This window comes from Paenibacillus sp. 19GGS1-52, assembly GCF_022369515.1.
Taxonomy (GTDB): Bacteria; Bacillota; Bacilli; order Paenibacillales; family Paenibacillaceae; genus Paenibacillus_AQ.
In genome coordinates this window covers 5606415-5619761 of record NZ_CP059724.1, presented here as the reverse complement: position 1 = coordinate 5619761, position 13347 = coordinate 5606415, and the positions used below count along the sequence as shown (strand labels likewise).

Here is a 13347-nt window from a genome sequence, read left to right as displayed (position 1 = left end):
GCAAAATAGCCCTCACCCAGCCGTTCATGATTCGGACGGCTGGTGAGGGCATGATTTTGTAGTTTGTCAAAAGAAAGGTTAGGTTCTACAGGTTGCGGGCAACCTCATAGGCATCCCAAACCGCATACATAATGTTCTGCACTTGTCTGGCATCGCCCAGCAGATGAACATTCACCGACAAGTCCTTGTAAACCTCTTCGTACAAAGCCTTCTGCGGAAGATAGCCGATCGCCACAATGGCCGAATCCGCAGCGATCTGTTCTTCCACCTCTCCCGATTTGAGGGTGAAGCCGTCTGTGGTACTTCCACTAACCATGGTATTGGTCCGCAGATTGATATTTTTGAAGGCGACTAAATCCCGCAGCATATCTTCATTCGCATGGCAGAGTGGACCGCCAACGGTGAGAATATCAGCCTGCAATTCAACTAGGGTAACCTGTTTCCCCTGATCAGCCAGCCACAAGGCGGTTTCACAGCCAACTAGCCCTCCGCCTATAATTACTGTAGATTGGCCTGCGTCTTTTTTACCCAGCAGAACGTCTTCGGCGCTATACACATTGTCCGCATTGCCGATGGCTAACATTCTTGGTGTTGAACCGGTAGCGACAATAATCTCATCCGCAGCAGCCTCAAGCAGGCTATCCCTGGTTACGGCACTATTCAGCCGGACATCCACGCCCAGCTCACTTAATTGTTCCTCATACCATGATATCAGCATGTGGTCATCCTCTTTAAAATCAGGCACACCGCCCGCAATTACATTGCCGCCGAGACGGTAGTTCTGCTCATGCAGCGTAACATGGTGGCCTCTGATGGCGGCTACTCTTGCCGCTTCGCAGCCGGAAATACCTCCACCCACAATCAGGACATTCTTAATCTTACGGGCCGGCTCAATACCGTATTCCTTCTCCCGGCCGCAGGCAGGATTGACCGCACAAGAGATGGAGGCATATTTGGCCAGACGGCCCATGCAGCCTTCCTGACAGGATAGACAAGGACGAATTTGGCTGAGCTGTCCTTTTCTTATTTTGTTGGGGATATCAGCATCCGCCAGCAACGGTCTTCCCAAAGCGACCATATCGGTCATGCCGTTAAGAATGGCCGCGCTGGCCAGATCAGGATTCTCCATGCGGCCTGCCGTAATAATTGGCACAGACAGATGCTGCTTCAGAATTTCATTGAAGGGAAGGTACAAGCCTTTCTTCTGATACATTGGAGGGTGGGACCAATACCAGGAATCATAGGAACCTACGTCACCATTAAAAGCATCATAACCCGCTTCCTCGAGGATTTTGGCGGCTTCGATCCCTTCCTCAATGTCTCGGCCCATCTCGGTGAATTCTTCGCCAGGCAAGCCGCCTTGTCGCCAATCCTTAATAAAGCTCTTGATACTGTAGCGAATGGATACCGGATAATCCTGTCCGCATTCGGCCTTAATGGCCTGCACGATTTCCACCGCGAAGCGGAGGCGGTTGCGCAGGCTGCCGCCGTATTCATCAGTTCGTTGATTGAACATGGCAATCGCGAATTGATCCAGCAGATAACCTTCGTGAACGGCATGGATTTCGACACCGTCGAAGCCCGCTTTTTTGGCAATGGCTGCGGATTCGGCGAACTTGCGGATATAGGTATGAATTTCTTCGATCGTCAGCTCGCGGCAAGTTACACCATCCAGCCATCTATGGGGAATAGGGGAAGGAGCGACAGCCGTTTTTCCTACGATAGAAGGAATGCTGACTCTGCCGAACCCGGCGGATAATTGCAGGAATATTTTGGCGCCATAAGCATGAACTCGTTCGGTCATCAACAGTCCTGTCTTCACAAAGTTAAGCGGGCTCAAGGTTGGACAGGGCATAGAAGGCAAAGCACATTTCTCAATGTCGTTCTCGACCATCGTAACCCCGGTCATAATTAGTCCGGTGCCACCTTTGGCGCGTTCCACATAATACTCGACTCCGCGCTCATTGTACGTACCGTCTATGTCACAGAGCCCTCCGGGACCCATCGGGGCCATGGCAAAACGGTTTTTGATTTCCAGCTTGCCGATTTTGAGCGGTTGAAAAAGAATTTCATGATTGCTATTCATCGAGAAAAAACTCCTTCAGCTATTCTATTTTATTTTGGGTGAATGCATTCACCGAATGAGATCATTATATTCGTCGCTACGAATTAATATTGTGATTTATTTCACTTAATAGCGAAAAGATTGACTTTCTATGCGCAAGCTTCAATAATTTAAAGTATCAAGCTTTGGGGACAGGAGTGTTTAACGTAACCTTATGACTAAATTAACAAGCCGGCAGCTGCAGGCCATTCAGACCAAAAACAAAATTTATGAGACATCCCTCTCACTCATGGAGCTGCATGGATATGATCAAATTACGATTGAGCAAATCTGCCGTAAGGCAGGCGTATCTGTCGGGTCTTTTTACAATTATTTTAAATCCAAAAATGATATTCTGATTGAGCTTTACTCCAGAGCCGATGAATATTTTGAACAAGAGGTTATGCCTCACTTAACTGAAGCTTCCATGCCCGACAAAATAGTGGAGTACTTTGACTTCTACGCGAATTTTAACGTCAGTACAGGGATTGGTACGATGAAGCAGCTGTATAATTCCAACAACAGTCTGTTTATCCATGAGGGCAGGCTAATGCAGGTCTTTTTAACTCAAATGATTAGTACAGGCCAAGCAAAAGGTGAAATTACCGCGTCCCAGTCGCCTGAATATATAACCGAGTTTTTGTTTATTGTTGCCAGGGGCTTGATCTACGATTGGTGTCTGCATAACGGAGAGTACAATTTGCGGGAGAGAATGCATGAAATGATGCAACCTATTGTGGGGGTATTTCGTGAGGTGGGATAGTGCTAATTATGGGTGAAAAAAAAGGCTGTCCGCTGCATAAATGCAGTAGAGAGCCTTTTGCTTAGATGACAGTCTGTTCCCTTCAGAAACTATTCCTCCAGAAAAATCAAACCAATGAAGTCTTCCGGCTCAATGCGGCCGAAGTAATGTCCCAGATCCAGCTCAGCCAATGCTTGTCTGACTTCGACTTCCGCATAACGTTTGCCGCGCAGCGCATTCTCTACATCGGCTACGTCACCGACTCCGAAGAAATCGCCGTAGATTTTGATCTCCTGAATGAGCGCATCCTCAATGTCCATTCGGATATCCACCAGACCTGCCGGGAATTTACGCATATGCTTCACATTACTTTTTGGAGAAAGACCGTAGTTCCACTCCCAATTCTGATAGTGCTCCTTGGAGATTTCTTCTATTTTCAGCCAGTCGTCCGGCTTCAGCTTGTACTGTGGAACCTCGGACGGTTCCATACCGAAGATCGAACGCAGCAGCCCGTCGCGGAACTCCTCAATCGTGATGTCGGTGCCGAGCAATTCTTTAATGTTCGCTACGCGGCTGCGCACCGATTTGGTGCTCTTGGATTTGAATTTCTCCGGATTCACATTCAGCGAAGCTTGTACATCATCCAGGTTCAGATCAAACATCAACGTCCCGTGGCTGAACATGCATCCGCGCGTGGAGAACTGGGCATTGCCGGATATTTTGCGCTCACCGACTTGAAGATCATTACGTCCGCTAAGCTCGGCATTCACACCCATAGCTTGCAGATAGTCGATGACCGGCTGGGTAAATTTCAGAAAGTTATGGAAGGATTGTCCGTCGTCCTTGGTAATGAAGCTGAAGTTCAGGTTGCCAAGATCATGATATACAGCCCCGCCGCCGGATAAACGCCGCACAACCTTGATATTATTGTCTTTCACATACTCCTGATTGATCTCTTCGATGGTATTCTGATGTTTGCCGATGATGATGGATGGACTGTTGATATAAAAGAGCAGATAGCTATCGTCCATAGGCAAATGTTTAAGTGCATATTCCTCAATCGCCAAATTGATAGAGGCGTCAGTAATTCCTGTATTATCAATAAAAATCATCGTGAAATTCCTCCGTTGCAGCATGATTGGATACAGCATTTATTGTAAACTAAAAGAGGGATTTTCACAAAAGAGAAAGCCTCGCCACAGGCGTTAGCATTGACGTTGTTCTGCCCTTGACGCAATAATGGGGCATTGAGATACATATATCTGACCGAAGATGATTAGAGTGATTTAGGTAAGAAGGATGATTAATTTACGACAGGAACAATGCTTGAGTGAATTAGAACAAGAAAGATTAGAGGGAGTGTAGGTATGCTTGAAAAATATGGTCATGGCGGCGATGTGCTGACCGCGGCGGAACTTTATGGGGGCGAGAGTGGCGCTTTTCTCGATTTCAGCGCTAATATCAATCCGCTTGGGCCTCCGCCCGCCGTGCTGGAGATACTGCAGCATGCGTTGCCAGCGGTGATTGCTTATCCAGACCCCGGGCACCGGCGCTTAAAGACACTGCTGGCTGAGAATCTCGGAACAGACAGCAACTGGTTGACTATAGCTAATGGAGCTGCTGAATCTATGGCGCTGCTGCTGCTGGCGCTAGCCCCGCGGACAGTTGGCATCGTGGAGCCGTGCTTCTCCGAATACCGCCAGCTCTCGGAGCAATTCGGAGCGCAAGTATTGTCTGTGCAGGGCACAAGAGAGCAGAGTTTCAGAGCAGGCGTGGAGGCCATCTCTGAACTGCTGGAGCAGGTGGAACTGCTGTTTCTGGGGCAGCCGAATAACCCTAATGGCGTCCAGTATTCTCTGGAAGAGTTGAGAGTGTTGGCCCAAAAAGCGGAAAGCTGCGGCACCTATCTGGCGGTGGATGAGGCTTTTATCGATTTTATTCCGCCAGCGCAGCGGAACTCGCTGCTGCCGGAATTGTTACATTACCCGCATACGGTGCTGGTGCGCTCGATGACGAAGTTCTATGCGATCCCCGGGCTGCGCCTCGGGTTCACCATTGCGCATCCAGCGCTTGCCGCAGCCATGACCGGCAAGCAGGTCACCTGGAGCGTGAACGGCTTGGCGCTGCTGGCAGGCGAAGCCTGCCTTAGAAGCGGAGCGGACTATGAGCAGCGCACCCGCGAGCTCATTATCACAGAGCGCGCGCTGCTGCGGCAGGGGTTGCAGCAGCTTGGCTGCGACGTTCCAGCAGGCGAAGCCAACTTCCTGCTCTGCGGCCTGCCCGCGCCGTGGAGCGCGGCCGAGCTGCAGACCCGGCTCGGCCGTTGCGGCATTCTGGTGCGCAGCTGCGCGATGTATCCGGGCCTTGGAGCGGAGCATATCCGCGTTGCGGTTAAAGGCCGCGAGGATTGTACCACTCTGCTGCGGCAGATGGGGGAGATCCTGGCGACGGGGCCGGGAGATGGATCTGGATCTGGTGCGCGCGGGAGGTACTGAGAAGACATCCCTCGATAGGTGAGGGAGTATTCAACGTTAACTTAAACAGTCAACCCATAGTTACTCCGCAAATCGACTTTTTTAAAGTAATCCTCTGTGCTGCGGACTGTATATCCGCTATTTGCTCTGCAATCCGTGTGTTGGATCATTTGGAGGACTCAGGAGACGCTATTTACTCCAAACTAGCCTGATTTCTGGTGGGAATCAGTTATTAACAGCACTGGAGTCCGCCAAACCTGCAAATAGCCTGTTTTTATGCAAATAAGGGCTTCTGTGTCCGGTTCGGTCTTTTCTCTTGAAACGATGTCAACTTGCTCAAGTCTACTTTTTAGTAGAAAAACGGCCCACAGTCCTATTTTTGCTCAGAGAAGTTGTGCTTTGAAATTAAAGGGAATTACTCCCTCTAATTTAGAGTAAATAATCAATTTTAGCGGTATAGAGGGAAATAATCCCTCTAAGTTGTAGACAAATCCCCCATTTATGGCCAGATGGGCAAATTTAGAGGGAGGAATTCCCGCTATTCAGATGTGCGGGTCAATGCTCCCATTTGTTGGGAAGCTGCGCAGGTTAATTAATAAATTCAGCTATAAGCTAAATTGAAAGGAGCAACGATCAGAATGGATGCAATAATATTGCCATTTAATCCTATAGCAACTATATTCCCTTATCAATCAAAGGTATGGCCGGGGCTGACGCTGGAGCTGAAGGGAGATCATCTGCTGCTGGAGTTTCCGGTAGAGGCGGATGGTTTGTCGAGTGCGGTATACGGTGGAGGAATGGTCCGCCTGAAACGGGCGGTGAATTTATTCGTCAGCCGTGATTATGAATGCAGCGACCCCGTAAGGGATATGGAGAACAAGCTGCGCGAGTGGGGTTATCCGTTAGCTGCAGTTGCCGGACTCATGACGGCAGTCCCGCTGGAGCATGCAGCGGTCGCGGAAGAGGACACCGGTTCAGCCGGCATAATGTGCTGCGTCACCGCTGCTGCGGGCAATGCGGCACGCGCAGGTGTGAAACGTAACGTGCTGAAGGCTTACCGCCCGGGCACGATTAATATTATGCTGGGGATTGACGGTCGACTGACACCATCAGCAATGGTTAATGCCGTGATGACAGCAACGGAGGCCAAAGCGGCTGCGCTGGCCGATCTCGGTATCACAGATTCCGAAAATGGCTTGGTGGCTACCGGCACAACCACCGATGCTATTGTGCTCGGCGTGAGCCAGAGTGGGCGATACGGCGCAGAGCATGTCTACGCCGGAACGGCTACCGATCTCGGCGGGGCTATCGGGCGCTTAGTGTACCGTGCGGTGACGGGCAGTCTGCAGTCCGTGCAGGCCGCGTATTCCCAGCAGACAAGGAAGAACAGCCAATGAGCCAGAGTAAGTGGAAGTACATAAACAGTTGGCAATTGAATATGTTGAGTAACAGATGCTTCAGGGGTGAGCTCGTGTGACAGTTTCTTTGGTTCTACTGGCCGCCTATGTCATTGACCGGATCGTAGGCGACCCACAGCGTCTTCCCCATCCTGTGATCGGCATGGGAAAGGCAATTCATGCGGTAGAACAGATGATTCGCCGATTCTTTACTCGGCCGCAAAGTCTGCGGGCTGCTGGAATACTGCTGCCGCTGATCGTGGTGGGTGGTGCTTGGCTGCTGACGGCGTTGTTACTATGGCTGCTGTCTTTAATTTCACCCTGGCTGGTCTGGTTGGCAGAGGCATGGCTGATCTCGACCACAATTGCTTCTAAAGGATTAAAGGATGCAGGTATGGCAGTGTACATAGAATTGCATAAAGGTGATCTTCCCGCTGCCCGTAAGGCGCTAAGTATGATTGTAGGGCGTGATACGACCACTCTTAACAGTCCTGAAGTTGTGCGCGGCACGGTGGAGACGGTAGCGGAAAATATCGTGGACGCGATCATTTCTCCGCTCTTCTATGCGCTCCTTGGTGGGGCACCGCTAGCGATGGCCTATCGTGCAGTCAATACACTGGATTCCATGGTTGGCTACAAAAATGAAAAATACCGCGAGCTCGGCTGGGCATCTGCGCGGCTGGATGATGTCGCCAATCTGATTCCGGCGCGAATCACAGCATTGCTGCTGGCACTATGCGCTTGTCTGCTGCGGCTGGACTGGCGGAGAAGCCTGCGCACGGTTCGCCGCGATGCCCACCGTCATCCCAGCCCTAACAGTGGCTATCCGGAATCCGCCGTTGCCGGAGCACTGGGCATCCGGCTGGGAGGCGAGAACGTGTACCACGGCGTTGCTTCTTTTCGAGCATACATGGGTGATCCGCTGCGGCCTCTTGAGCCGGAGGATATCATCCGTACCTCACGGTTAATGTTTCTCTGCTCTTCAATATTTGTCTGCCTCTGCGCAGTGGTGGCATGGTACTAAGATGAGGGGGCTGAACAGAAGAGCTATGGACAACGGAACAGAGAATCATCCTATAGAGCTTGAACTGACCCTCATCCGCCATGGATATACGCAGTGGAATGTTGAACGACGTTACTTAGGTCATACGGATCTTCCGCTGCTTCCGCAAACGCTGGTGGAATTGTCTGTACTAAAAGCCCAGCCTGAGCTGTCAGGGGAATTCTGGCGCGTATATTGCAGCGATTTGCTAAGATGCCGAGAGACCTTGGCTTACCTTGCGCCGTCATTAGAGCAATCCACTGTCTATGATAACCGGCTGCGCGAAATGAACTTCGGTGAGTGGGAAGGTTGTACCTATGCACAGTTAAAGGACAATGAGCAGTATTGCAGCTGGCTTGATGATCCTAACGCGGTTACACCACCAGGTGGAGAGTCGTGGAGGCAGTTCGAAGCACGACTGCGCAGCTTCTGGTCAGAGTTGGGACGAGCAGCTGCTGACGCTCCACGTCCGCTTCCAAAGGTGAAGCTGCCTCGACGGGTGCTTATAGTGACACATGGTGGTGTGATCAGGGAATTGCTGGCGCATACGGTACCCATGGTTACATTTCGGAACGCTGAGTCACCGTCTCCGGGTACCGTAACACTTTTGCGGCTGCGGTGGCGAGAAGGAAAGTGGGGCGTTATAGGCACGAATTATGAATAATAATAGGAAATTTACTAAAATATCTCTTATTACCTACTTTAGAGGGTTGTGAAATTCTCAGGTGACTCGTATGTTTGAAACAATACACTTCGCGGGAAGCGGAAGTAAGCATTATCCCCAACACGGGCGTAAAGGAGATCTGGATGAAGAAGGACCCTGTAGTAACTGTACTGATGCCTGTTTACAATGGTGAGAAGTATTTGGTGGAAGCAATTGACAGTATTTTGAACCAGACATTTACCGATTTTGAATTTCTGATCATTAACGATGCATCGACGGATCGGTCCGTTGAGATTATTGAGTCTTATGGGGACGAACGGATCAGACTGTTGCATAACGAGCAGAATCTGAAGTTAATTGCCACTCTGAATAAAGGCATTGAGGAGGCGAGAGGCCAATATTTGGCCCGGATGGATGCGGATGATATCAGCGCACCGCAGCGGCTGGAGAGGCAGGTGGCAACTCTGGAAGCCAATCCAAAGATTGCTGTCTGCGGCTGCTGGGCGGATATGATCGGAGAGGATGCCGGACATATCTGGAAATTCCCGAAGGGACATGAAGAGATCAAAGCCCGGCTCCTATTCGAGAATTGTATCTCCCACCCCGGTGTGACCCTCCGCAGGAGCATCTTGGATGATCCGTTACTTCGCTATGATTCGCGTTATACCCATGTGGAGGATTGGGAGTTCTGGTCCCATATCAGTATGGAGCATGAACTCTTCAATATTCAGGAAATTCTGCTGCACTACAGACTGAATGACAACAGTGTCAGCCGATTATATGAGGATGAGCAGAGCTACAATAACCGCAAGGTGTTTGTTCCTTATCTGAACCGGCTTGGCATTCAGCCGTCAGAGGCTGAGATTGTCATACACAGGAGATTGAATTTTGAAGCGTGGCCGTTCACGCCGGATCAGGCATTTCTACAGAGTTGCCACGATTGGCTGATGAAGCTGCAGGCAGCCAACAATGCTCAGGGTATATATGCGGAGCCTGCATTTACGAAACAGTTAGCACAGAAATGGTATCTGGTTTGCAGCCGCTCCCGTAATCTGGGCTTGCGGGTATGGGCGCAGTTTTGGAAATCACCGTTGATTCACAACCGCCGAGTGTCCATTAATCAGCGGACTAAATTTATGATCAAGAGTGCAATAGGGAAAAATTGATATATATATATATATTCATTTTCATATTCATAGGTCTGATTAGCAGCACAGATTGTACATGATGCTGTTCAAGAACCACAGCTGGATAAATAATCCGGGGCTGTGGTTCTTTTGTTATACGGACGTCTGTGCCATGATAGCTATGGGGGCGATTGCAGGATGTTTAAGGATTTTAAGCTTATAGCCGGACGTCCGGTTTATATCCAAGTGAAAGATTATATGAAGCGTTTAATTATAAAGGGTGCCCTGCAGGGTGGGCAAAAGTTGCCCTCCACACGGGAGCTTAGCGTATTGCTAAAGGTTAGTCGTAATTCCATCATTGCCGCCTACACAGGGCTTGAGGATGACGGCTTCGCTTATGCAGTGCAGGGCCAAGGGAGCTATGTCGCATCAGAAGCTAACGCTTCGGTCCATGCGGCGGATTCCTCATGGAGCATGGATTGGAAAGCACGCATGAACGGGCATGCCCGTTTAGCGGAAGAGCTGGATATCATGAAGCGTGGGATTCGCGCAGCGAAGGGCACGATCTCTTTTACCAGTATTGCTCCCGATGAGAATCTGTTTGATCTCGATAATGTGAAGCGGGCTTTTATGGACCGCATGTCCGTGGAGGGAAACGTTCTGCTGAATTACGGCTATGCCAAAGGGTATAAGCCTTTAATAGACTATTTGCGGCAGTATATGGAGCACAAGGGTGTGGATATGAAGGGCAAGGATATCCTGATCACCAACGGGTTTACGGAAGGTTTTGATATCGTATTATCCGCCCTCAGCACGGGGAATAGCGCGGTGATCAGCGAGAATCCGACTCATCATACAGCGATCAAGAACCTCAAGCTGCACGGCTTTGATATTACGGGAATTACCATGGAGCGGGATGGTATCCATCTGGGAGAGCTTACGCAGGCCTTAGAGAAAGGCGCCTACGATTGTGCCTATTTCGTTCCTTCCTATCATAATCCCACCGGGATTGTGATGTCTCCTGAGAAAAGACTGGGCCTGATGAAGCTGATGGCCAACTATAAGATACCGGTCATCGAGGATGGATTCAACGAGGAACTGCGTTATTCGGGTTCGCATGTGGCGCCATTAATCGCAACGGCGGGCGCAGGCAACAGTGTCGTCTATCTCGGGAGCTTTTCTAAGGTGCTGTTTCCGGGACTGCGGGTGGGTTGGGTGCTGGCGGATCAGGAGCTGATCTATTATCTCGAAAGTATCAAAAGGGCGCGCAGCATTCATACCTCGACGCTGGACCAGTCCATCCTTTACCAATATCTATACAACGGCAATCTGGAGAAATATTTGAAAAGGGCCAAAGCGGAATATAAACGGAAATACGAGCTAACCCTGCAATGCTGTAAGGAATATATTCCTTATACGGCGTTGTCGGGGGATGGGGGACTGCATCTTTTTGTAACGTTTGCGGAGGGCTTTAATACAAGGGTGCTGCTTAATGCTTGTCTTGCGCAAGGGGTTATTTTTACAGCGGGAGATATCTTCTTCACAGACGGCAAAGGTCAGCATACGCTGCGGCTGGGTTTCTCCAGAGTAGCGGATGAGGATATCCGCAAGGGGATCGAGATTATAGGCAGGACGGCACGGGAACTCATGGGATGAAGGGGTGCGGATGATGATGAAGGTAGGCGTAATTATGGGCGGCGTATCGTCCGAAGCTGAGGTGTCGCTGAACACAGGCAGAGAAATGTTAAACCATTTAGATCCGGCTCAATATGAAATCATTCCAATCGTGTTAACGAAGCGTGAGGAGCTAATCGATAAAATGAAAGGCATAGACCTGGCGCTGCTGGCGCTGCACGGAACGTATGGCGAGGATGGCACAGTTCAAGGAACACTGGAAACGCTAGGTATTCCATATACTGGGTCTGGGGTACTGTCTAGCAGCTTGTGCATGGATAAGCACCTCTCCAAAAAACTGCTGCAGAGTGCAGGTGTACAGACGCCCGACTGGCTGTGCTGGAGCAGTATGGAGGAATTCTCGGCGGAGGCTGTGGAACAGCTGGGCTATCCGGTTATGGTGAAGCCGTGTTCAGGCGGTTCAAGTATCGGCATGGAAAAAGTGAGCGGTGGGCAGGATCTGCTGAGTGCTGTGCGGAAGGCTTTTGAGTGTGATCACTCGATTCTGATCGAACGTTATATTCAAGGTCAAGAAATTACCTGTTCCATTCTAAACGGAGAACTACTGCCCATCCTTGGCATCACTTCGGCTCAAGCCGAGTGGTTCGATTATAGCGCCAAATATGAGGTAGGCGGGGCGGAGGAAGTGGTCATTAAATTATCCCCAGAGGTGGATGAGCGAGTGCGTGCCGCAGCTTTAACCTGCTACCAAACGCTGAAATGTTCTGTCTATGCGCGGATCGATATGCTGCTCAGCGATGGCATTCCTTGTGTACTGGAAGTGAATACGCTGCCTGGGATGACGAGAAACAGTCTGCTGCCTAAAAGTGCGCTAGCCGCAGGATTAAGCTTCAGCAGTTTGCTGGACCGGATTATCTCTTGTTCGCTGAACGAACGGAGCAAGGAAAAAGGGGGCTTCGTATATGCTGAGTGAGCATATTTCACCACGGGTGCGAGACATCCCCCCTTCAGGGATACGGGCTTTTTTTGAGCTTAGCGCAGGCAACACTGATATCATTTCGCTCGGAGTAGGAGAACCGGATTTCGCTACACCGGAGCATGTCAGAGCGGCATGTATTCGCGCATTGAATAGGGGAGAGACGAGATATACACCGAATGCCGGACTGCCGGAATTAAGAGAGGAAATCGCGGTTTATCTGCAAAATAGCTTCAATCTCTGTTACGAGCCTACTGACGAGGTGATTGTCACGGTAGGGAGCAGCGAAGCGCTGGATCTGGCACTGCGGGCATTCACTGCTCCAGGCGATGAGGTGATTATTCCTGCTCCCAGTTATATTGCCTATTCTCCGATGGCCCATTTGAATGGTGGAGTGATCGTAGAGGTTGAAGCAGCGGCAGAGCAGGGCTTCAAGCTTACCGCAGAGGCTTTGCAGAAGGTCATCACTCCACGCTCCAAGCTGCTGATGGTGAACTTTCCGAATAATCCGACAGGGGCAGTGATGACCTATGAGGACTGGCTGCCAATTGCGGACATAGCCAAAGCTCATAATTTAATCGTCATCTCGGATGAAATCTACGCCGAGCTTACGTATAGCGGAAAGCATACAAGTATTGCTTCTCTTCCCGGGATGCAGGAGCGGACTATTGTGATCAGCGGCTTCTCCAAAGCGTTTGCCATGACCGGCTGGAGAGTGGGTTATGCCTGCGGCAACCGGGAGCTGCTGGCGGCTATGCTGAAGATCCATCAGTATACGGCGATGTGTGCCCCAGTGCTCGGGCAGATCGCTGCTATAGAGTCTCTGCGGCATGGACTTCCAGATAAGGATGCCATGAAGGAATGTTTTGATCAGCGCAGAGGGCTGCTCGTTGCTGGACTTCGTAGCATCGGATTGCCTTGTCATGAACCTCATGGTGCATTTTATGCCTTTCCTTCAATCACCCATACCGGCCTGAATTCAGAGCGCTTTGCCCTGCAGCTGCTTCATGAATCAGGGGTTGCCGCCGTGCCTGGCCATGTCTTTGGAGCGGGCGGTGAGGGGTATATCCGCGTCTCCTATGCGGCTTCAACCCAGAAGCTGACCGAGGCGCTCGAGCGAATGGAAGGGTTCATGAAGGTAAAAATGTAATTGTAAGATTACTAGTTTTCACCTATAATCCTTAAA

11 protein-coding genes are annotated in these 13347 nt (G+C 50.4%); 9 read left to right on the top strand and 2 right to left on the bottom strand.

Annotation, left to right across the window (positions count from 1 at the left end; all coding sequences use genetic code 11):
- Positions 1 to 85: 85 nt before the first annotated feature.
- Positions 86 to 2086 carry an oxidoreductase gene (locus tag H1230_RS26015; RefSeq protein ID WP_239712721.1) on the bottom strand — a complete coding sequence of 667 codons (2001 nt, stop codon included), beginning with the start codon at positions 2084 to 2086 and terminating at the stop codon, positions 86 to 88.
- Positions 2087 to 2279: 193 nt separating this feature from the next.
- On the opposite strand from H1230_RS26015, the gene H1230_RS26010 reads away from it, so the two are divergent.
- Positions 2280 to 2867, top strand: coding sequence for a TetR/AcrR family transcriptional regulator (locus H1230_RS26010; protein ID WP_239712720.1), 588 nt, complete (start codon positions 2280 to 2282; stop codon positions 2865 to 2867).
- A gap of 89 nt (positions 2868 to 2956) precedes the next feature.
- Here H1230_RS26010 and lplA read toward each other — a convergent pair whose 3' ends face one another.
- Positions 2957 to 3958 (bottom strand): lipoate--protein ligase, encoded by a 1002-nt coding sequence (gene lplA, locus H1230_RS26005; RefSeq protein WP_239712719.1) that lies wholly within the window; start codon positions 3956 to 3958, stop codon positions 2957 to 2959.
- A gap of 255 nt (positions 3959 to 4213) precedes the next feature.
- Between lplA and H1230_RS26000 the strand changes: the two genes are divergently transcribed.
- The 8 genes from H1230_RS26000 to H1230_RS25965 all read left to right on the top strand — a co-directional run bounded on the left by H1230_RS26000 (position 4214) and on the right by H1230_RS25965 (position 13311).
- On the top strand, positions 4214 to 5341 hold the full coding sequence (locus H1230_RS26000; RefSeq protein WP_239712718.1) for a pyridoxal phosphate-dependent aminotransferase: 1128 nt from the start codon (positions 4214 to 4216) through the stop codon (positions 5339 to 5341).
- Between the two features lie 617 nt (positions 5342 to 5958).
- On the top strand, positions 5959 to 6717 hold the full coding sequence (locus H1230_RS25995) for an adenosylcobinamide amidohydrolase (RefSeq protein ID WP_239712717.1): 759 nt from the start codon (positions 5959 to 5961) through the stop codon (positions 6715 to 6717).
- Between the two features lie 76 nt (positions 6718 to 6793).
- Entirely contained in the window at positions 6794 to 7741 is a 948-nt protein-coding gene (gene cbiB, locus H1230_RS25990) for an adenosylcobinamide-phosphate synthase CbiB (RefSeq protein ID WP_239712716.1), read from the top strand.
- A 25-nt stretch (positions 7742 to 7766) separates the two neighbouring features.
- Positions 7767 to 8423: a histidine phosphatase family protein gene (locus tag H1230_RS25985; protein ID WP_239712715.1), complete on the top strand. Its 657-nt coding sequence runs from the start codon at positions 7767 to 7769 to the stop codon at positions 8421 to 8423.
- A gap of 74 nt (positions 8424 to 8497) precedes the next feature.
- Positions 8498 to 9589 (top strand): glycosyltransferase family 2 protein, encoded by a 1092-nt coding sequence (locus H1230_RS25980; protein WP_239712714.1) that lies wholly within the window; start codon positions 8498 to 8500, stop codon positions 9587 to 9589.
- Between the two features lie 159 nt (positions 9590 to 9748).
- Entirely contained in the window at positions 9749 to 11206 is a 1458-nt protein-coding gene (locus tag H1230_RS25975) for an aminotransferase-like domain-containing protein (RefSeq protein WP_239712713.1), read from the top strand.
- A gap of 16 nt (positions 11207 to 11222) precedes the next feature.
- Positions 11223 to 12158, top strand: coding sequence for a D-alanine--D-alanine ligase (locus H1230_RS25970; protein WP_239717560.1), 936 nt, complete (start codon positions 11223 to 11225; stop codon positions 12156 to 12158).
- Positions 12148 to 13311, top strand: a complete 1164-nt coding sequence (locus H1230_RS25965) for a pyridoxal phosphate-dependent aminotransferase (RefSeq protein ID WP_275590983.1) — start codon at positions 12148 to 12150, stop codon at positions 13309 to 13311. Before H1230_RS25970 ends, H1230_RS25965 begins: the two co-directional genes overlap by 11 nt.
- Positions 13312 to 13347: the final 36 nt, after the last annotated feature.

What these genes read in the sequence shown, in the direction of transcription:
- lplA (WP_239712719.1), bottom strand. Translation starts at nt 3,958, where the DNA reads ATGATTTTTATTGATAATACAGGAATTACTGACGCCTCTATCAATTTG.
- H1230_RS25985 (WP_239712715.1), top strand. Translation starts at nt 7,767, where the DNA reads ATGGACAACGGAACAGAGAATCATCCTATAGAGCTTGAACTGACCCTC.
- H1230_RS25970 (WP_239717560.1), top strand. Translation starts at nt 11,223, where the DNA reads ATGAAGGTAGGCGTAATTATGGGCGGCGTATCGTCCGAAGCTGAGGTG.
- H1230_RS26000 (WP_239712718.1), top strand. Translation starts at nt 4,214, where the DNA reads ATGCTTGAAAAATATGGTCATGGCGGCGATGTGCTGACCGCGGCGGAA.
- H1230_RS26015 (WP_239712721.1), bottom strand. Translation starts at nt 2,086, where the DNA reads ATGAATAGCAATCATGAAATTCTTTTTCAACCGCTCAAAATCGGCAAG.
- H1230_RS26010 (WP_239712720.1), top strand. Translation starts at nt 2,280, where the DNA reads ATGACTAAATTAACAAGCCGGCAGCTGCAGGCCATTCAGACCAAAAAC.
- H1230_RS25995 (WP_239712717.1), top strand. Translation starts at nt 5,959, where the DNA reads ATGGATGCAATAATATTGCCATTTAATCCTATAGCAACTATATTCCCT.
- H1230_RS25975 (WP_239712713.1), top strand. Translation starts at nt 9,749, where the DNA reads ATGTTTAAGGATTTTAAGCTTATAGCCGGACGTCCGGTTTATATCCAA.
- H1230_RS25965 (WP_275590983.1), top strand. Translation starts at nt 12,148, where the DNA reads ATGCTGAGTGAGCATATTTCACCACGGGTGCGAGACATCCCCCCTTCA.